The 19,708-nt window shown below is 32.2% G+C and carries 16 protein-coding genes and 3 riboswitches; of the genes, 8 read left to right on the plus strand and 8 right to left on the minus strand.

The genetic code is table 11. From position 1 onward, the window contains the following. The 5 genes from queE to AC0N0V_RS10575 all read left to right on the plus strand — a co-directional run bounded on the left by queE (position 1) and on the right by AC0N0V_RS10575 (position 5,102). Positions 1-666, plus strand: coding sequence for a putative 7-carboxy-7-deazaguanine synthase QueE (gene queE, locus AC0N0V_RS10555; protein ID WP_474463979.1), 666 nt, complete (start codon positions 1-3; stop codon positions 664-666). A 4-nt stretch (positions 667-670) separates the two neighbouring features. Beyond that, positions 671-1,261 carry a GTP cyclohydrolase I FolE gene (gene folE / locus AC0N0V_RS10560; protein ID WP_474463980.1) on the plus strand — a complete coding sequence of 197 codons (591 nt, stop codon included), beginning with the start codon at positions 671-673 and terminating at the stop codon, positions 1,259-1,261. Between the two features lie 16 nt (positions 1,262-1,277). After that, complete coding sequence (queC, locus tag AC0N0V_RS10565; RefSeq protein ID WP_474463981.1) at positions 1,278-1,934, plus strand: 7-cyano-7-deazaguanine synthase QueC; 657 nt, start codon at positions 1,278-1,280, stop codon at positions 1,932-1,934. Between the two features lie 353 nt (positions 1,935-2,287). Then, positions 2,288-3,316, plus strand: coding sequence for a galactose ABC transporter substrate-binding protein (locus AC0N0V_RS10570; protein WP_474463983.1), 1,029 nt, complete (start codon positions 2,288-2,290; stop codon positions 3,314-3,316). Positions 3,317-3,395: 79 nt separating this feature from the next. Continuing rightward, the gene (locus tag AC0N0V_RS10575) at positions 3,396-5,102 is read left to right on the plus strand and encodes a methyl-accepting chemotaxis protein (protein ID WP_474463985.1); all 1,707 of its coding nucleotides are present in this window, start codon (positions 3,396-3,398) and stop codon (positions 5,100-5,102) included. Between the two features lie 117 nt (positions 5,103-5,219). Here the strand turns inward: AC0N0V_RS10575 and AC0N0V_RS10580 are convergent, their stop codons facing one another. The 7 genes from AC0N0V_RS10580 to ribD all read right to left on the minus strand — a co-directional run bounded on the left by AC0N0V_RS10580 (position 5,220) and on the right by ribD (position 13,415). Further along, positions 5,220-6,212, minus strand: a complete 993-nt coding sequence (locus tag AC0N0V_RS10580) for an aspartate-semialdehyde dehydrogenase (protein ID WP_474463987.1) — start codon at positions 6,210-6,212, stop codon at positions 5,220-5,222. Between the two features lie 151 nt (positions 6,213-6,363). Further along, positions 6,364-7,569: an aspartate kinase gene (locus AC0N0V_RS10585; protein WP_474463989.1), complete on the minus strand. Its 1,206-nt coding sequence runs from the start codon at positions 7,567-7,569 to the stop codon at positions 6,364-6,366. Between the two features lie 27 nt (positions 7,570-7,596). Continuing rightward, positions 7,597-8,895: a diaminopimelate decarboxylase gene (gene lysA, locus AC0N0V_RS10590; protein WP_474463990.1), complete on the minus strand. Its 1,299-nt coding sequence runs from the start codon at positions 8,893-8,895 to the stop codon at positions 7,597-7,599. A 140-nt stretch (positions 8,896-9,035) separates the two neighbouring features. Then, a riboswitch (Lysine riboswitch) is annotated at positions 9,036-9,204 on the minus strand. 98 nt (positions 9,205-9,302) lie between these two features. Then, a riboswitch (Lysine riboswitch) is annotated at positions 9,303-9,481 on the minus strand. Positions 9,482-9,871: 390 nt separating this feature from the next. Continuing rightward, the gene (gene ribH, locus AC0N0V_RS10595; RefSeq protein WP_474463991.1) at positions 9,872-10,333 is read right to left on the minus strand and encodes a 6,7-dimethyl-8-ribityllumazine synthase; all 462 of its coding nucleotides are present in this window, start codon (positions 10,331-10,333) and stop codon (positions 9,872-9,874) included. Position 10,334: 1 nt separating this feature from the next. Then, the gene (locus tag AC0N0V_RS10600) at positions 10,335-11,546 is read right to left on the minus strand and encodes a bifunctional 3,4-dihydroxy-2-butanone-4-phosphate synthase/GTP cyclohydrolase II (protein ID WP_474463993.1); all 1,212 of its coding nucleotides are present in this window, start codon (positions 11,544-11,546) and stop codon (positions 10,335-10,337) included. Positions 11,547-11,589: 43 nt separating this feature from the next. Continuing rightward, entirely contained in the window at positions 11,590-12,240 is a 651-nt protein-coding gene (locus AC0N0V_RS10605; protein WP_474463995.1) for a riboflavin synthase, read from the minus strand. A 77-nt stretch (positions 12,241-12,317) separates the two neighbouring features. Then, positions 12,318-13,415 (minus strand): bifunctional diaminohydroxyphosphoribosylaminopyrimidine deaminase/5-amino-6-(5-phosphoribosylamino)uracil reductase RibD, encoded by a 1,098-nt coding sequence (ribD, locus tag AC0N0V_RS10610; protein ID WP_474463997.1) that lies wholly within the window; start codon positions 13,413-13,415, stop codon positions 12,318-12,320. Positions 13,416-13,594: 179 nt separating this feature from the next. Then, positions 13,595-13,709, minus strand: a riboswitch (FMN riboswitch). Between the two features lie 335 nt (positions 13,710-14,044). Between ribD and mreB the strand changes: the two genes are divergently transcribed. Continuing rightward, the gene (gene mreB, locus AC0N0V_RS10615; protein ID WP_474463998.1) at positions 14,045-15,046 is read left to right on the plus strand and encodes a rod shape-determining protein MreB; all 1,002 of its coding nucleotides are present in this window, start codon (positions 14,045-14,047) and stop codon (positions 15,044-15,046) included. A gap of 377 nt (positions 15,047-15,423) precedes the next feature. Here mreB and AC0N0V_RS10620 read toward each other — a convergent pair whose 3' ends face one another. After that, entirely contained in the window at positions 15,424-16,536 is a 1,113-nt protein-coding gene (locus tag AC0N0V_RS10620; protein WP_474464000.1) for an Ig-like domain-containing protein, read from the minus strand. Between the two features lie 577 nt (positions 16,537-17,113). Here AC0N0V_RS10620 and AC0N0V_RS10625 point away from each other — a divergent pair. Together AC0N0V_RS10625 and AC0N0V_RS10630 are read left to right on the plus strand one after the other, a co-directional pair. Continuing rightward, entirely contained in the window at positions 17,114-18,310 is a 1,197-nt protein-coding gene (locus AC0N0V_RS10625) for a glycine C-acetyltransferase (RefSeq protein ID WP_474464002.1), read from the plus strand. Positions 18,311-18,343: 33 nt separating this feature from the next. Continuing rightward, entirely contained in the window at positions 18,344-19,300 is a 957-nt protein-coding gene (locus AC0N0V_RS10630; RefSeq protein ID WP_474464004.1) for an L-threonine 3-dehydrogenase, read from the plus strand. Positions 19,301-19,708: the final 408 nt, after the last annotated feature.

Raw genomic sequence — 19,708 nt, forward strand, 5'->3', positions numbered from 1 at the left:
ATGAATTTCAAAGTAGTTGAAAAGTTTGTGAGTATTAATGGCGAGGGGCGTTTATGCGGACAATTAGCCATATTCATAAGATTCGCAGGCTGTAACTTAAATTGCAGTTATTGTGACACAACCTGGGCCAATGAAAAAGATGTACCCTATGAACTAATGTCTAGTGAGAGTATATATGAATATATAAAAGCCACAAAAATTAAGAACATAACGTTAACTGGAGGTGAGCCTCTTCTTCAAGAAGGAATTCTTGAATTATTACAACTATTATCCAAGGATAAGGAACTTCACGTAGAAATAGAGACTAATGGGAGTGTTATGTTAAATAAGTTTTTAAATATAGAAAATCCTCCAAGCTTTACTATGGATTACAAGCTTCCCTCAAGCAATATGGAGGATAAAATGTCCTTAGAGAACTTTAAATACTTAACAAAAAAAGATACAGTTAAATTTGTATCAGGTAGCATTGAGGATTTAGAAAGAGCCAAAGAGATGATAGATAGATATAATCTTACGGACATAACAAGTGTATATATAAGTCCAGTGTTTGGGAAAATCGACATGGAAGATATTGTAGAATTTATGATTATTAATAAATTAAATGGAGTAAACTTACAAGTTCAACTTCATAAAATTATTTGGGATCCAAACAAGCGAGGTGTATAGTTTAATGGAAATTAATACAAAAGCAATTGAAGAGCATATAAGAGGAATTCTAATAGCCTTAGGTGATAATCCTGATAGAGAAGGTCTTAAAGGTACTCCTGAACGCGTAGCAAAAATGTATGAAGAAATTTTTAGTGGAATGAGCTATAGTAACGATGAAATTGCTGAAATGTTTAATAAGACTTTTGAAGATGATTTATGCGTAGAGAAAGATACTAATGATATGGTAATAATGAAAGACATAGAAATATTTAGCCATTGTGAACATCACCTAGCATTGATGTATAATATGAAGGTTGCCGTAGCCTACATACCTAATAAAAAGGTTATCGGACTAAGTAAAATAGCAAGAATAGCTGATATGGTAGGCCGAAGGCTACAACTACAAGAAAGAATTGGAACAGATATAGCAGAAATTATGCAAAAAATAACTGGTTCTGAAGATGTTGCTGTTATTATTGAAGGTGAACATGGCTGTATGACTACTAGAGGCATCAAAAAACCAGGAACTAAAACTATATCTACAACTTTAAGAGGAAAATTTAACACTGATGTAATGTTAAATAATAGATTAATGATGCTATATAGTAAATAAAAGGATGGTGTATTAAATGAATAAAGAAAAAGCAATAGTTGTTTTTAGTGGTGGACAAGATAGTACCACATGCTTATTCTGGGCAAAAAAAAGATATAAAGAGGTTATAGCAGTATCTTTTGATTATAATCAAAAACACAAATTAGAATTAGAGTGCGCAAAAGATATATGTAAAAAGTATAATGTGGAACATCATATTTTAGATTTAAATCTATTAAATCAGTTAGCACCAAACTCATTAACTAGACAGGACATAACTGTTGATAAAGACGCACCTACAGAAGGTGTGCCTAACTCCTTTGTAGATGGAAGAAATATGTTGTTTTTAACCTTTGTAGCTGTATTTGCAAAGCAAAAAGGAATAAATAATATAATTACTGGTGTGTCTCAAAGTGACTTCAGCGGATACCCGGATTGCAGAGACGTATTCATAAAATCTTTAAATGTAACATTGAACTTGGCAATGGATTATCAATTTGAAATTCATACACCATTAATGTGGATAAACAAAGCTGAAACATGGAAATTAGCACATGACTTAGGAGTACTTGATATAGTAAAGGAAGAAACTCTAACTTGCTACAATGGCATAATTGGAAATGGTTGTGGAGAATGTCCAGCTTGTAGTTTAAGAAAAAATGGGTACTTAGAGTTCAAAAAAGCATATCTATAGTATTGAATTATGTGAAATATATTTATAATTCATTAAATCTTTTAGGAGACAATCTTCTTTTGTAAGGTTATCTCCTATTTTTTTATATATTGATACAAATCTAGATATTCTCCTATATGAGAAAACAGAAAGTGAAAATGTTTAACAATGCTATTAGAGGAGTTTAAACTGGCTATTTAAGTCAAAACCATACTATGGGTTAATTAATAAAATATGCTAATATTAGCATATCCATTAATTATAAGCAATTTAATGATGTAAAATGTTAACAGATACTGAATATGAACTAATACTTTGCTAAATTTCAATATGATATTCACAAAATAATTTTTCTATATGAAGGAGTTTTTGATATGAAAAGATACTTAAAAATGTTTATTAGCATATGTTTATCATTTGCAATTTTTATTACAGCCGTAGGTTGTAATAACTTAACATCAGTATCTACAGATAATAAAAGAAAATCTGTAGTAATAGGTGCTGTTTTCTACACATTTGATGATGCATGGATTGCGTCCTTACGTAGTGAAATCTACAAGTCAGCTGATGGTAAAGTTGAAGTTGATATTTGGAATGGAAATAAATCTCAACAAACAGAAAATGATAAAGTTAATCTTTTTATTAATAAAAAGGTTAGTTCTTTAGCTATAAACCTAGTTGACCCATCTGCCGCTGGAATAATTGCCGAAAAAGCAAAGGAAGCTAACATCCCTGTTGTATTCATTAATCGCGAACCTAAGGCGACGGACATGCAAAAATGGGACAAAGTGTACTATGTTGGAACTAAAGCCGAGCAATCAGGAATGATACAGGGACAAATGCTAGCAAACTACTTTAGAAATCACCCAACTAAGGATGGGATTATCCGTTATGTTATGTTAAAAGGTGAATCAGGGAACCAAGATGCTGAATTAAGAACTCAATACTCAATTAAAGCAATTGAAGATTTAGGATTTAAGGTTATAAAAATATCTGAAGATACAGCAATGTGGAATCGTGCAAAGGCACAGGAAAAAATGGACACATTTCTTGCGTCCTATGGTGAAAACTTTGACTGTGTAATAGCTAATAATGACGATATGGCTCTCGGTGCAATTGATTCCTTAAAGGCTAACGGTTATTTTAAAAATGGAAAGTATATGCCAGTTGTTGGCGTAGATGGCACAGCAACAGCACTTAAATCTATTAAAGATGGCACTCTTCTCGGGACAGTGCTGAATGATGCTAAGAAACAAGGTGACGCTGCTTTCAACCTCTCTAATGTCCTCGCTAAAGGGCTAACTCCAAATAAGGATAATTTTAGTTATACAATTACAAACGGCAAGTATGTATGGATTGACTATAAAAAAATTACTAAAGAAAATATAAACGACGCAGAATAAAAAATATTATGTGTAATTGTTAAGTATTCTGTCATTTAATTTAATTATAAATAACTATAGGAGTAATGGAGGAAGTATTGTGATAAAAAACACTAAAGTTCAGACTAAAATTTTTATTGGATTTGGTATTATTTTAATTATGATGTTTGTCACTACAATTGGTGCTTTCTATAACTTTAATCGCATTGAAACATCAACTAAGAAGGTTTCCAATAATGTGATTCCCATAGATCATATTGTTTCTAAAATTAGTAGTGAGTTAGTTAATGAGGAAACCGGAGTACGTGGTTATATTGCAAGTAACGGAGATGAACGATATTTAGAATCATACAAGGCAAGTCAAGAAAGCATAACAAATAATCTAAAGGATGTAAAGAAATATTATTTCATTAGTGAAGATTTAGCAAGTATTGTTGAAAATGAAGCTATCCCTAATATTCAAGTAATAAATAATTACTTTCAGATTCAAATAGATCTTGTAAAGTCAGGTAAAATTGAAACAGCACGTGACAGACTGGAAGATGGTAGAGTATACATGAATACTTATAAGCACGTGCTTAAGAAAATGGATTTAGAAATAGATACTATAACTAATGACACTTGGCTTGAAAATAAAGAAGCAAGTTCACAGGCAAAGTTGATAATGAGTATCATATTCTTGATAAGTATAGTGGCCAGTATTATTGTTGCAATAGTAATTTCACAAGGTATAGTACATAGACTTTATAAATGTGTGGCCACTCTACAAGAAATTGCCACAGGTAACCTGGTGATTGAACCTTTAGAAATACCAGAAAAGGATGAAATTGGACAATTAGGTGACTCCATTAATGTAATGATAGATAACTTAAAAAGTATAGTACGATCAGTACTAAATGCATCAGAGCAAGTGGCCGCATCCTCTGAGGAATTATATAGCAATTCGGAGCAGTCAACTAAAGCTGTAAGCCATGTGACTAACACAATTACTGAAGTATCTAGTGGGGCAGAAAGTCAATCTAAGGCATCAGGTGAAGCTTCATATGCAGTTGAACAAATTTCTGCTGGAGTACAACAGGTATCACTTAATTCGATTAACGCAGTTACTGTTGCTAGTCAAGCATCAGCTGCAGCTAAAGATGGTAGCAACGCTATTTTAGAGGCTATAAATCAAATGACAGCCATTAAAAATTCTACAAAACTTGTAGACGATGCTATTAAAAAGCTAAATGAAAACTCAAATGAGATTGGACAAATTGTAGATGCCATTTCATCTATTGCAAGACAAACAAATTTACTTGCCTTAAATGCTGCCATTGAGGCTGCTCATGCAGGTGATCAGGGAAAAGGTTTTGCAATTGTTGCTCAAGAAGTTCGTGAACTCGCTGAGCAATCTAGTGATGCTACTCAAAAAATTACAAAACTCATTAGACAAGTCAATAATGACACTAAATCAGCGGTTATTGCTATGAATAATGGCGTAAAAGATGTAAATATTGGAACACAAGTAGTAAACGACGCTGGCAAAGCGTTTGGTCAAATATTAAAGCTTGTGGATGAGGTTTCTTTACAAATCGAAAATACTTCTGAAACTTTACAACAGTTTGCAAGTGGTAGTCAACAGATTGTTGTATCCGTTGATGTTATTGATACTATTTCTAAAGAAACCTCTACCCAAATGCAAACAGTTTCTGCGGAGACTGAAGAATTATATGCATCTATGGAAGAAATAACATCTTCTTCTCAAAATCTATCAGATTTAGCACAGGAACTTCAAAATACAGTGAATCAGTTTAAAATGTCTTAATAATAATTTAATCAAATAAAAAAACATTAAGGAATAGAAGTTGATGGTTTCTTCTCTTCCTTAATGTTTTTTCATTTTTATGTATGGAGTTAAAATCCATAAACTATTTTGGAAATTTTAAAGATTTTTAAGCAATAATTCTGCGATTTGAACAGTATTTGTTGCTGCACCTTTTCTTATATTGTCAGCAACTACCCACAAATTAAGCCCATTGTCAACACTAAAGTCTCTTCTTATTCTTCCAACGTAAACTTCATCAGTTCCTTCAGCATTTATAGCCATAGGATAAACATTGTTTTTTACATCATCTTGTACGATGATTCCATCCGCATTTCCTAGGAGTCTGTAAACTTCCTCTAATTCAAATGGCTTTTCAAACTCTAAATTGATAGAGATGCTATGGCCATGTCTAACAGGAACTCTAACTGTAGTTGCAGTAATTTTAAGATCATAATCACCTAGTATCTTTTTAGTCTCTTCTATCATTTTTATTTCTTCTTTTGTATATCCATTTTCCATAAATACATCAATATGTGGAAGACAATTATAGGCAATTTGGTGAGGATATTTTTTAGCTTCAATCCCCTGTATACCATTTTCTAAATCCATTACGCCGCCCACTCCTGAGCCAGATACAGCCTGATAAGTTGAGTAGATTATTCTTTTTATTTTGAATGCATCATGCAATACTTTAAGAGGAACAACAGATTGAATTGTAGAACAATTAGGGTTTGCTATTATTCCGTTGTTCCAATTTACATCTTCAGGATTTACTTCAGGTACAACTAGTGGAATATCCTTATCCATTCTCCAAGCGCTGCTATTATCCACTACAATTACTCCGTCTTCTTTTGCAATAGGAGCAAATTTTTTACTAATATCTCCACCAGCAGAAAATAAAGCTATATCCATATCTCTTTTGAATGAGTCTTCAGTTAGTTCCTCAACAACATACTCCTTACCCATGAATTCTACTTTGTTTCCTGCAGACTTTTTTGATGAGAAAAGGTATAAATTATTAATGGGAAAGTTTCTTTCCTCTAATACCTTTAAAAATGTTCTTCCTACCATACCAGTTGCACCAACTATGCCTATATTTGCTTTTCTCATTTTTAACACCTCGTATAATATATTTTATTTACTAGTTAACTGCTATTGGTCCTCCAAACTCTAGAAATGAAAGATTAAAGTGGCACTATATTTTTAGATTAGTTTAACCAATCACCAGTTAAAGACAGGTCCCATCTGATTTTATTTTAATTTACAGATTTAATTCCTTTGCTAAAACAGTTACTGCTTTTTGTTTATCCTTTGCATCTATAGTATAGGATATACTTATTTCAGAAGTAGTTACTTGTTTGAACTCAATATCATTATCTGAGAAGATGTTAAATATCTCAGATGCAACTCCTGATTGTTTCATCATACCTATTCCTACAACAGATATTTTTGTTATGTTTGAATCTTTAGATACTTCAATACCCTCAATTACTTCTTTAAGTTCCCTAGCTATTTCATCAATAGCATGTACATCTTCTTTAGATGTAGTAAAAGAAACATTTACGTATCCATGAAATGGGGCTGTTTGGCTTATCATATCTACATTCACGTTATGTTTTGCCAATCTATCAAATACAATTGCTATATTCTTAGAATTGTGCAAAACATTATTTACTGTAACCATTAAAACATCATCGCTAATTGAAAGACCTGTTATTGTTTTTCCTTCCATTGTTTCATCATACTCCTTTATATAAGTTCCTTTTTTATTTTCATGGCTTGATGCTACATAAATAGGAATATTATATTTACATCCTATTTCAACTGCCCTTGTTTCCATAACACCAGCTCCTAAGCTTGCCATCTCCATCATTTCCTCATAGCTTATAACATCTAATTTCTTTGCATTTGGCCAAATCCTTGGGTCAACACTATAGATTCCTTCTACATCTGTATATATTTCACAAGTACAATTAAGCTTTGCAGCCAAAGCAACGGCTGTTGTATCTGATCCTCCTCTACCTAAGGTGGTTATATCTCCATTTTCGTTTATACCTTGGAAACCAGCAACAACAACTATTTTGCCTTCATCTAGATAGTTCTTAACATTTTCAATATCTATATCTGAAATACGATTTCTTGTATGAATTCCTTCTGTTTTAATTCCAGCCTGAAATCCTGTTAATGATACTGAATCAAATCCATATTCATGAAATACCATAGATAATAAAGCAATTGATACCTGCTCACCAGTAGATACTAGCATGTCCATTTCTCTTTTGTTTGGATTGTCTGATATCTCCTTAGCTAACCCAATAAGTTGGTCCGTAGTTTTGCCCATAGCTGAAACTACCACTACAACGTTATCCCCTTTCTTCCTTCTCTCTATTACCTTTTTTGCAACAGCTTTTATTTTATCTATAGTTCCTACAGATGTTCCCCCATATTTTTGTACTATTGTAGCCATCTAAACTACCTCCTTCATTAAATCAATCTAAAATATATCATTTTTTATAATATCTTCATAAGTTTCTCTTTTAACGGCTAACTTTGTCTGTCCATCTTTAACAAACACGACTGCTGGTTTAGGTATTCTGTTATAGTTACTAGCCATGCTATAGTTATAAGCTCCTGTAGTTAGAACTGCTAGTATATCTCCCCTTTGAACTGTTGGAAGTTCAATATCTTTTATTATTACATCACCAGATTCGCAACACTTTCCTGCTATAGTATACATTGCTTTATTTTCAGAATAAAAGTTATTCGCAACCAACGCCTCATATTTAGCATCATAAAGAGCTGTTCTTGGGTTGTCTGTCATACCTCCGTCTACAAAAATATATTCTTTACCACCATAAGTCTTTTTGGTTCCTCCTATTTCATAAAGGGTAGTCCCCGCATTAGCAATTATTGATCTACCTGGTTCTATCATAACTTTTGATATATTTAAATTTAACTTTTCTGATTCTTCCTTAAGTATTAAAAGCATATTTTTAAGGCACCTTTTTAGCTGGACTGGTTCATCACCTTCAGAATAATATACTCCAAAGCCTCCACCTAAATTTAATTCTTCGGTAATAAATCCATATTTGCTTTTCATTTCATCTAAAAAATTAAGCATTGCTGATACACCTGAGTAAAATGATGCTTCCTCAAAAATTTGTGAGCCAATATGACAGTGGAAGCCTTTTAAGTTAACTGTCTCACTATTTTGAAATCTATTTATTACTTCACCAATATCCTCACTAAATATTGATTCTCCAAACTTGGAATCGTTCTTTGAAGTTTGAATATACTCATGAGTATGAGCATCAATACCCGGATTTACTCTTAGCAATACATCTACTTTTCTCTCAAGACCCTCACATAGATACTCAATTAGTTCTAATTCTTGTCTGTTATCCACTACTATCCTTCCTATTTGTGATTCAATTGCTAAGGCTAATTCATGTTTTGTTTTGTTATTTCCATGCATATAGATTTTGTTTGTCGGAAATTCTGCCTTTAAAGCTGTGTAAAGTTCTCCTCCTGATACAACATCCAAGGACAATCCTTCCTCCTTGATAAGCTTACAAATGGCTATATTTAAGAATGCTTTAGATGCATATATAACTTCAGTATCGATACCTTCCATTTGAAAATTTCCTTTAAAGGTTCTACAAGTATTTCTCACTAGATCTTCATCTACTACATATAAAGGAGTTCCATATTCCCTTACTAAATTAGTTGTATCAACATTACCTATTTCTAAATGTCCTTCATTGTTTATATTCATAGTTCCAAATAACTTCATCTTTTTCTCCTCTTTCTATTTAAAATTAAATTTCCGAATACTTATATAAATCAAATCTTCTATATTTTTAAAAAAGCAAAAAAACAATCACGAGCAAAAGGTACTCATGATTGTTTCATATAACATCGCCTTTTGCCCCAATATGATAAGCACTCCTTCAGAAGATTGGGCAATCTCCTGAAGACAGTACTATACTTGTTAAGCATAGTCCCAATACATAAACAGAACTCTTTTATGTATTTCGGCAGTTAACCCTTTCCTACATATAAATATGTAGTACTAATGGTAACCGCGGCCTCTGTATCATATCGTTTATATTAAATTTTTTTCATTTTTAAGTAAATAAAAAACAGTTATGAGCAAAAGGTACTCATAACTGTTATATTTAATAACAGAACCTTTTGCCCCAATGTGATAAGCACGCCTTTAGAAAATTGGGCAATTTTCTGAAGACAGTACTATACTTATTCAGTATAATCCCAATACATAAAATTTAATTTATATATTTCGGCGGGTGACCCTTTTGTGTATATTTATCCAAAAATTATACAGTACTCATGACAACCGCGACCTCTATACCACACTGTTTATACATATATTCGTTTTTTTATTCATACTTACTATATTTAGAAGTGTATCAGATTAAAGTAATATAGTCAACTACTTTTTTCATTTAAGTATAAGTTTTAATATTTTAACTTTAAAGCATATAGATAAATCAATTTCATTTTAGACTTATACATAGGGATATATTAGTAATTCTGAAGCACATTTAAATACTTTTTTATGAGTCTTGGCGCAGAATTTGAGAAAAGATTAGAAGATTTGATTGTCTGAGCGTGAGCGAGTTATCAAAGCTTCTTAGCTTTTCTCAAATTCGAGCCTTAGACGAATTAAAAGTATTTATAGTGCAAAAGAATTGCTAATATATCCCGGCATATAAGTCGAGCTCTATATTTGGTTATCTATAAAAATCCTATACTTGTTTTAATAAGTTAGCCATTTCAATTGCTGTAACTGCAGCATCGTATCCCTTATTTCCAGCTTTTGTACCTGCTCTTTCAATAGCCTGTTCAATAGTATCAGTAGTTAATACACCAAAAATAACTGGAACTCCTGTTTCTAGAGACACACTTGCAACTCCTTTTGATACTTCGGAGGATACATAATCAAAGTGAGGCGTTGCTCCTCTTATTACAGCTCCTAAACATATTACTCCATCATATTTTTTTGTATTTACCATTTTCTTTGCTACTAGTGGCATTTCGAAAGCGCCTGGTACCCATGCAATTTCAATATTCTCTTCTTCTACACCATGACGTTTAAATGCATCAATAGCGCCAGTTAAAAGTTTTCCGCCTATAAACTCATTAAATCTTCCTACCACTATACCAAATTTTAATCCTTGTGCTACTAAACTTCCTTCATAAATTTTCATCTTATTGTTCCTCCCCAAAATTTAATATATGACCTAATTTTTCTTTTTTTGTTTTTAAATAATCCTCATTTCTCTCATTATGATTCATTTGAATTGGTACTCTATTTAAAATCTCTATTCCATAACCAGAAAGACCGGCAATTTTTCTAGGATTATTCGTCATTAAATTTACCTTTTTTACTCCAATATCGACTAACATTTGTGCTGCTGCACCATAATCTCTCATATCCGCTTTAAATCCTAAAGCCAAATTTGCTTCAACTGTATCCATCCCTTGGTCTTGAAGAGCATAGGCTTTCAATTTATTAATTAGTCCAATTCCTCGTCCTTCTTGACGCATATATAGAATAATTCCTCTTCCTGCTTCGTTAACTCTCTCCATAGCAGCAGCAAATTGTTCTCCGCAATCGCATCGTAGAGAACCAAAAGCATCCCCTGTAAGACACTCAGAATGAACTCTTACTAAAACAGGTTCTTCACCAGAAACATCTCCTTTAACTAAAGCTACATGATGCTCACCATTTAGTGTATTTATATAGCCTATTACTTTAAAATCTCCGTATTTTGTAGGCATCTTAGCCTCAGTTGCTCTTTCTATAAAAACTTCATGTCTTTTACGGTAAGCGATTAAATCTGCAATGGTAACTATCTTCAAATTGTGTTTTTTTACATATTCTATAAGTTCAGGAGTTCTTGCCATAGTTCCATCTTCACTCATAATTTCACAAATTACTCCTGCTGGATAAAGTCCTGCAAGTCTTGGCAAATCTACGGCTGCTTCTGTATGTCCTGCCCTTTCTAAAACTCCACCTTTTTTAGCTTCTAGAGGAAAAATGTGTCCTGGTCTTCTAAAATCTTTACCAGAAACATTTGGGTCCAGCATTTTTTGTATGGTAGCTGCTCTCTCATATGCAGATATTCCTGTTGTAGTTTCTAAAGCATCTATAGATACGGTAAAAGCAGTTTGGTGGTTATCTGTATTCCTACTTACCATCTGAGGCATTTCTAATTCCTTTAGTCTTTCTCCCTGAATAGGTGTACAGATTAGTCCTCTTCCATACTTTGTCATAAAATTTATAGCTTCGGGAGTTACTTTCTCCGCTGCCATTAATAAATCGCCTTCATTTTCTCTATCCTCATCATCGACTACAACTATCATTTTACCTTCTTTTATATCTTCAATAGCTTCTTCAATAGTATTAAACTTATACATTATTCTTCCCCCTATTTTTATAATTTCATTATCATAATCATGTTTATACAAAACCATTTTGGCTTAAGAAGTCTAGATCAATACCTTTTTTCCTTACTGCCTGTTCTTTAGTAGCTATCAGTTTTTCAATGTATTTACCCACCATATCACATTCTAGGTTAACTTCAGCACCTATTTTCTTTCTGAGTAATGTAGTAACGTCTTTAGTGTGTGGTATTATAGATACTTTGAATAGAGAATCATCTACATAGGCCACAGTTAAACTTACTCCATCAATTGCAATAGATCCTTTTTCCACTATGTACTTTAGTATTTCTGGAGATGTTCTAATGCTAATCCAAACAGCATTATCTTCATTTTCATATTGAGATATTGTTCCCACTCCATCAATATGACCACTTACCATATGGCCTCCTAGTCTATCGCCTAGTCTTAATGCTCTTTCCAAGTTAATCTCATCTCCTGAAGATAGATTCTTTAAGTTACTTCTTCTCATAGTTTCTGCCATTACATCTACTGTGAAATGACCTTTACCAAAGTCTGTTACTGTTAAGCAAACTCCATTGGTACTTATACTATCCCCTAATTTTGTATCTTCTAGTACTTTACTAGCTTTAATAGTAATTTTAGCTGACTTTGTAGATTTCGTAATAGTCTGAATATGTCCTACTTCTTCTACTAATCCTGTAAACATAAAGGAATTCTCCTCCCCTTTTGTAAAGTGATACTAACTACAATTAAGTTTTAAGCACCCTGCCTTGGGTGAAAATTTTAATGTTTTCTTATATATCCTTCTAACATGAAATCGTTTTCAAATCTATATATTTCAATATCTTCAATTGAAATCGCTTCTCTCATGGCTGCTTTTCCAAGTCCTCCAATTGGTGTCTTTGAGTTTCTGCCACCTATGATCTTTGGAGCGATAAAAGCATTAATTTTATCAACAATTCCTTCTTCAACTGCTGAATAATTTAACTCACTTCCGCCTTCTAAAAGCACACTATCTATTGATTTTTCACCTAATACTCCCATGAGGAATTTTAAATCTACTTTATTATTTTTTAATGGTGTAGTAATTATTTCTATGCCAATATCCTCCAAGGTCTTTATCTTATTCTTATCGGCTAACTCTGTAGTAGCTATAATTGTTTTTGCTTTTGATTCAACATGAAGCACTTTTGACTCTAATGGAATTCTTGCACTACTATCAACTATAATTCTTGTTGGATCACTACTATTTCCTGTAGAAAGCCTTGTTGTTAGGAGTGGATTATCAGTAAGTATTGTACCTATGCCCGCCATAATACCTGAAACTCTATGTCTTAATTTATGAACATATTTTCTGGAAAATTCATTCGTGATCCATTTTGAATCACCAGTATATGCTGCAATTTTTCCATCTAATGTCATGGCTGTTTTTAATATACAAAAAGGAATTTTAGTAGTTATGTACTTTAAAAAAATCTCATTAAGCTTTTTGCCCTCTTCCTCCATAACTCCTGTAACAACTTCAATATTATTATCTCTTAGTATCTGAATGCCTTTTCCGGCTACTAGGGGGTTAGGATCTTTTAACCCAATAATAACCTTTTTGATTCCCTTTTCTACTATTGCATTCGCACATGGCGGTGTTTTACCGTAATGTGAGCAAGGTTCTAGAGTCACATACATAGTAGCACCTTTTACATTCTCAGTTGCATTTTTAAAAGCATTTACTTCTGCGTGGCTACTTCCATAAACTTCATGATAACCTTCTCCTATGATTCTTCCATCTTTAACAATTACAGCCCCAACTAAAGGATTAGGATTTGTATATCCACTTCCCATAGCGGCTAACTTTAATGCTCTTTCCATATACTTAGTTTCCATGCAACCCCTCCAGTCATCGTATACATTAAGTAATCCCCAATTTTTAAAAAAGAATGCAAAATAAAAAACGCCCTGAATAAAAAATTCAGAGCGTTGACTTACACAAATATAGGGTAGCTTCATATGCCTACATCAAACATACATACTTATGCATGTCAATATAAATAAAGCTATACCATATTTATCTTCTTTCATCCAGACTTTACTGTCGGCCTCGGAGTTTCACCGAATCATACCTTACGGCTCGCGGGCTATACCGCCGGTGGGGAATCTAACCCCGCCCTGAAGACTTATTTTATGTTTAAAGGATACCACTAGTTTACTATGATGTCAATATATATACATAACTTTTTTTAAAAATTCCTCTTAAGCTAATATTAATAAATCATATTACCTATTTTTAATGTCTAACCATATCATTCACTAAATAAACATAAGAATACTTATCTGATACATTAAAGCTTATGGTTCGTTATATTATTTTGGATATACCCCCCTAAATTTAAATTTAATTACGTACAAGCTATATGTAGGATATTACATTCATTGTATCATATCTCAAAACAGGTCAAATATGGGTACTTAATAAAGCTTTAATAGACAACGTAAATTTGAAAGGAGAAATCTTTATGAAGTTTTTTATAACGTCTAAAGACATAGGAATAGATTTAGGAACATCAAATACTTTATTATATGTAAGGGGCAATGGAGTTGTACTAGTTGAACCTTCAGTTATAGCTTTAAATGCCACAAATAAGGAAATTTTAGCAGTAGGTTCAGATGCTAAAAAAATGATAGGTAGAACACCAGAAGATATTATTACTATAAGGCCGCTAAAAGATGGGGTAATTGCTAACTTAGGTGTTACTCAACAAATGCTGAAAATGTTTATTAATAAAGTCTCCGCTAAGGGTAGCTTTAGAAATTCTAGTGTTGTAATCTGTCATCCTTCAGGAATTACTGAACTTGAAAAAAGAGCACTTAACGATGCAACTAGTTATGCTGGAACTCGTAAAGTTAAACTGATTGAGCAACCTGTAGCTGCTGCCATTGGTGCCGGCCTACCTGTAGATGAGCCTGTTGGGAATATAATAGTGGATATAGGTGGCGGTACCACAGAAGTTTCAGTTATTTCTCTCGGAGGAATTGTCACAAGTAAAAGTTTGAGAGTTGCAGGAGATGAATTAGATGAGACAATTATAAACTATGTAAAGAAAGAGTTTAATTTATTCATAGGCCAACTAACAGCTGAAAATATTAAAATTGAGCTTGGTTCAGTGTGTCCAGATGGTGATGATGAAGAACTGAAAATGCAAATACGCGGTAGAGATTTAATCTCTGGACTTCCAAAGGTAATCACAATTACTAGCAGTGAAATTCGAGAAATATTACAAGAGCCAGTTTCTCTTGTAATTGATGCAATTAAGACCACTATTGAGCAAACTGCACCAGAGCTTGCTGCAGACATAATGGACAATGGTATAATGCTCTCAGGTGGAGGTGCACTTCTTAAAGGCTTAGATAAACTTATATATAGTAAACTGCATATACCTGTTTATATCGCAGAGAACCCTATCCAATGTGTTGCTCTTGGTGCAGGGAAATGTCTTGATATGATGAGCAAAATTTAGGATGTTGCTATATTACATATATTCCTATAATAAATTAAGCTAATTTATTTTTATAGAAAATAACATAAGAAGAATGAGTAAGATGATTTTTTCATACCTCATGTTCTTCTTATTTCTTTGAATCGTAGTAATTAAGAAATTATTGAAATCGTAGGTGGTAAATTTGCAGGAACTGAAGCTTCAAAAAATTTTCATATTGTTAAATGGTTCGGATCAAAATACTAATTATTATATTTTAAAATTAAAACCTCTTGATAGCAATAATCTAATTACTAGTCAAGAGGTTCTACTTTGTCATATAATTAATTTTTAAAATCCCTAATTCCTCTATTTAGAGGTTAGCGAATATAAATAATAAACTTATGATTTTCAAATAATTAATTTACAGTGAATTTTTTCTCAACGGGCTTTGTAAGTTTTTTACCATCTTTAGATTGTACATTTTCTCCAATTAAGATAGTATAACTCTCACCCTTCTTAAATCCGTCACTTGTCTTAATAATAGCCTCATTAGTATTTGAATCGTATGATATATCAGTATCTAATATATTGTTTTCAGAATCAATAACCAATATATTTTTTGAGTTGATTGTGTCTGATTTCACTGGTATAGTAAAACTTATTTTCCAATCTCTCTTTTGCTCATCTATTTTTTGTTCTTCCATTACTTTCTTATTTGTTTTGCTTTTTAAGCTATTAACATCTTGCTGTTGAACACTAGATAATTTATTAATTGCTTCCTTTACTTCATTTATTAAAGCATCTGTTCTAGTGTTTAACTCCGCTATTTGTGGGTCATCGGCGTAACCAGTTCTATCAAGTTGTCTTTTTACTGTATTAAGTCTGTTTAAAACCGCATTTAGCTTACCGATAAAGCTATTGTCAGTTTTGTTATCTTCATTCTCGTATTCCTTCTCAAAGTCATCGCTTAAATCTTGTTCATCTCCATCATCTACTGTATTTACATCACCAGTATTTTCAGTAACCACCTCTGACTCAGTTTGTACATTTTGATTATCTGTTGACAGATTTGTGTCCTCTATTGATTGGTTACTACTATCAGATAATTGTTCTGCACTACTTGATTCAGTTGGATTTGTTGTCTGTTCTGTAGTATTCTGTGTAGCTGAACTTCCATCAATTGAACTGCCAGTAGTGGTTTGTGATTCACTATTCGTATCTTCAAAATACTTATCCATCTTCACATTAATTTTACTCAATGTATCTTCAATATGATCCAATCTTCGATCAATTATCTGGGCTTCTTTTGAAATTTTTTTATTATTGATATTTTTTTTCATATCAACATTATTTTTTTTCTGCTCTGCTTTGCTTGAATCTTTACTATTAGTATTCGCTTTTGATTTTTGGCTAGTCGCACTTGAGTTTTTACTACTGATATCTGGTTTAGAAGCAAATACTGTTCCTGTTGAAAAAGTGGTTGCTACTAAAGCGGTTAAAACCATTAACTTTATGTTTTTTTTCTTCAATTAAACTCACTCCTTAGAAATAATTATTTATAAATCAAATAGATTTATAAGTAATTTTCGGTATAAATTTAGAATTCTTTATAAGTTTATTAGAATTTATAGTTAAATTTAACATTACATTTAATTATCTCATTTATTAATCTTTTTTTTGACTTCCTATACATACAAAATTTGACTTATCTATTATTTTATCAATATAGACTATTGTAAAAGTCAGAAATATTAATAATTTTGTTTTAAAAATTTTAAAGATTTATGTAACATGATAACTATTGTATAAAAAATAATTATAAATTTAGTATGATTAGTTATAAAAAAAGGAACTATATTAATAGCAAAGTTAATTACTTTAAGTTAATAATAATTAATTGATATTAATTATTATTTAGTATTGACTTTGTTATGATAACGATGTAATATAAATGTATAGCAACAATTACTTGTTATAGCATTTATATACATAATTTCTTGTTGTTAAAAGTCATAGTTATTTTATGACAAATACTGAATATTATTAGATTAAGCACAATTAATCACAAAATGTATTAATCTATTATAAATTTAAGGAGGTAAACTCATGGGAAGTAAGTCGTTAGAAAAGTTTTTAACTGAAAACTTGCAAGATTTAAGAAGCAAAGGTCTCTACAATGAAATAAATACGGTTATTGGTGCTAATGGTCCAATAATCGATGTTAACGGTAAGAGAGCAATTAACCTTTCTTCAAATAACTACCTAGGTTTAGCTAATAATGAAAGAATGATTGAAGCTAGCATAAGAGCTACTCAAAAATATGGAGCTGGTGCGGGAGCTGTAAGAACAATAAATGGAACATTAGATATTCATGATGAGTTAGAGGAAAAACTTGCAAAGTTCAAGCACACAGAAGCAGTTATAACCTTCCAGTCAGGATTTAACTGTAATATGGGGGCTATTTCAGCTGTAATGAACAAGCAAGATGCTATATTGTCAGATTCATTAAATCACGCTTCAATTATTGATGGATGCAGACTTTCAGGTTCAAAAACAATTAGATTTGAACACGCAGATATGGATGATTTAAGAAAGAAAGCTAAGGAAGCTAGAGATTCAGGACAATACGAAAAAATAATGGTTATAACTGATGGAGTATTCTCCATGGATGGTGACATAGCCCCTCTTCCTGAAATGATAAAAGTAGCAGAAGAATTTGACTTAATTACTTACGTTGATGATGCTCACGCTTCAGGGGTGCTTGGTCAAAATGGATCTGGTTCTGCAACTCATCACAATTTAGTAGGTAAAATAGATTTCCAAATAGGAACACTATCAAAAGCTATAGGAGTTGTTGGTGGATATGTTGCAGGAACTAGAGATTTAATTGACTGGTTAAAGGTTCGCGCAAGACCATTCTTATTCTCAACTTCTATGACTCCAGGCGCAGCAGGTGCATGTATAGAAGCTATAAATATATTAAGTGAAAGTACTGAGCTTGTTGATAAACTATGGGAAAATGGAAGATATTTAAAGAAAGGTCTTCAAGAATTAGGTTTTGATATTGGTCACAGCGAAACTCCAATTACTCCTTGTATTATTGGAGATGCTGATAAAGCTCAACAATTTAGTAAGGAATTATTAAATGAAGGAGTTTACGCGAAATCAATAGTATTCCCAACTGTACCACTTGGAACAGCAAGAGTAAGAAATATGCCTACGGCTGCACATACAAAACAAATGCTAGATGACAGTATTGCAGCATATGCTAGAGTAGGAAGAAAAATGGGTATAATAAAATAATAAGTTAAGGTATTTATTTAAGGAGGAAAAAATATGAAAAAAATATTAGTAACAGGTTCCCTAGGACAAATTGGATCAGAACTAGTTATGCATATGAGAAATGTTTATGGAAATGATAACGTTATCGCAACAGATATAAGAAGACTTGAGGGAAATCCAGCAGTTGAATCCGGTCCTTTTGAAATACTTGATGTTTTAGATGCAAAGGCTATGGCAGAAGTAGCAAAGAAATATAATGCTGATACGATAATCCACCTTGCTGCTTTATTATCAGCTGTTGCAGAAGCAAAACCAGTGCTAGCTTGGGAAATTAATATGGGCGGATTATTTAATGCACTTGAAGTGGCTAGAGAGCTAAATTGTTCCTTCTTCACTCCAAGTTCAATTGGTGCATTCGGACCTAATACGCCGAAAGTTAAAACTCCACAAGATACAATTCAACGTCCTCAAACAATGTATGGGGTAACTAAAGTATCTGGTGAACTTCTTTGCGATTATTACTTCAAAAGGTTTGGTGTTGATACTAGAGGAGTACGTTTCCCAGGACTTATTTCTTATGAAACATTACCTGGTGGAGGAACAACTGACTATGCAGTAGATATTTATTACGAAGCTTTAAAACATGGTAAGTATACATCTTTTATTGATAAAGGAACTTATATGGATATGATGTATATGCCTGATGCTTTAAATGCTATTGTTAGTCTAATGGAAGCAGACCCTAACAAACTTGTTCACAGAAACGCCTTCAATATTACAGCTATGAGTTTTGAACCAGAAATGATAGCTGCAGAAATTAAAAAACATATACCAAACTTTGAAATGAGTTATAATGTTGACCCAATAAGACAGGCAATCGCTAATTCATGGCCAGATTCTATAGATGATGCAGCAGCTAGACAAGAATGGGGCTTTGATGCAAAATATGATTTAGCTTTAATGACAAAAGATATGCTTGATAAATTAAGACCTAAATTAGGTGTAAAATAATTCAACTACTATATAGATTGAATTTTAATTTAATATTAAATAAGGGACTCTAGCAGCTTTTGCTAGAGTTCTTTTAACAATATTTTTTCTTCAGAAAGCAAATCATTTATTCTATCAAAGGCTTCTTTCATTAGATTACCATTAGCTTGGTTTTATTAATTATATAATGAAAGTATATGCAGAGTAATGCATAACTAGTACTTTTGCTATGGAATCATTAACACATCCTAAATTGCATAATTATTAAATTATGCAATTTGCTTCATATTATTGAATAAAAAACATAAAATGAACAGCTCTATCAATGTATACAGTATATATTTCTACATATACCGTATACATCGAAAAAGCTGCTCAATTTTAGCTCATAATTAAATTAATATCTTACAATATTTATACTTAACTACT

It is taken from the genome of Clostridium sp. CS1-1, assembly GCF_056135525.1.

What these genes read in the sequence shown, in the direction of transcription:
- lysA (WP_474463990.1), bottom strand. Translation starts at nt 8,895, where the DNA reads ATGAAGTTATTTGGAACTATGAATATAAACAATGAAGGACATTTAGAA.
- AC0N0V_RS10600 (WP_474463993.1), bottom strand. Translation starts at nt 11,546, where the DNA reads ATGTATAAGTTTAATACTATTGAAGAAGCTATTGAAGATATAAAAGAA.
- AC0N0V_RS10585 (WP_474463989.1), bottom strand. Translation starts at nt 7,569, where the DNA reads ATGGCTACAATAGTACAAAAATATGGGGGAACATCTGTAGGAACTATA.
- AC0N0V_RS10580 (WP_474463987.1), bottom strand. Translation starts at nt 6,212, where the DNA reads ATGAGAAAAGCAAATATAGGCATAGTTGGTGCAACTGGTATGGTAGGA.
- ribD (WP_474463997.1), bottom strand. Translation starts at nt 13,415, where the DNA reads ATGGAAACTAAGTATATGGAAAGAGCATTAAAGTTAGCCGCTATGGGA.
- mreB (WP_474463998.1), top strand. Translation starts at nt 14,045, where the DNA reads ATGAAGTTTTTTATAACGTCTAAAGACATAGGAATAGATTTAGGAACA.
- AC0N0V_RS10625 (WP_474464002.1), top strand. Translation starts at nt 17,114, where the DNA reads ATGGGAAGTAAGTCGTTAGAAAAGTTTTTAACTGAAAACTTGCAAGAT.
- queC (WP_474463981.1), top strand. Translation starts at nt 1,278, where the DNA reads ATGAATAAAGAAAAAGCAATAGTTGTTTTTAGTGGTGGACAAGATAGT.
- folE (WP_474463980.1), top strand. Translation starts at nt 671, where the DNA reads ATGGAAATTAATACAAAAGCAATTGAAGAGCATATAAGAGGAATTCTA.
- ribH (WP_474463991.1), bottom strand. Translation starts at nt 10,333, where the DNA reads ATGAAAATTTATGAAGGAAGTTTAGTAGCACAAGGATTAAAATTTGGT.
- queE (WP_474463979.1), top strand. Translation starts at nt 1, where the DNA reads ATGAATTTCAAAGTAGTTGAAAAGTTTGTGAGTATTAATGGCGAGGGG.
- AC0N0V_RS10630 (WP_474464004.1), top strand. Translation starts at nt 18,344, where the DNA reads ATGAAAAAAATATTAGTAACAGGTTCCCTAGGACAAATTGGATCAGAA.
- AC0N0V_RS10605 (WP_474463995.1), bottom strand. Translation starts at nt 12,240, where the DNA reads ATGTTTACAGGATTAGTAGAAGAAGTAGGACATATTCAGACTATTACG.
- AC0N0V_RS10570 (WP_474463983.1), top strand. Translation starts at nt 2,288, where the DNA reads ATGAAAAGATACTTAAAAATGTTTATTAGCATATGTTTATCATTTGCA.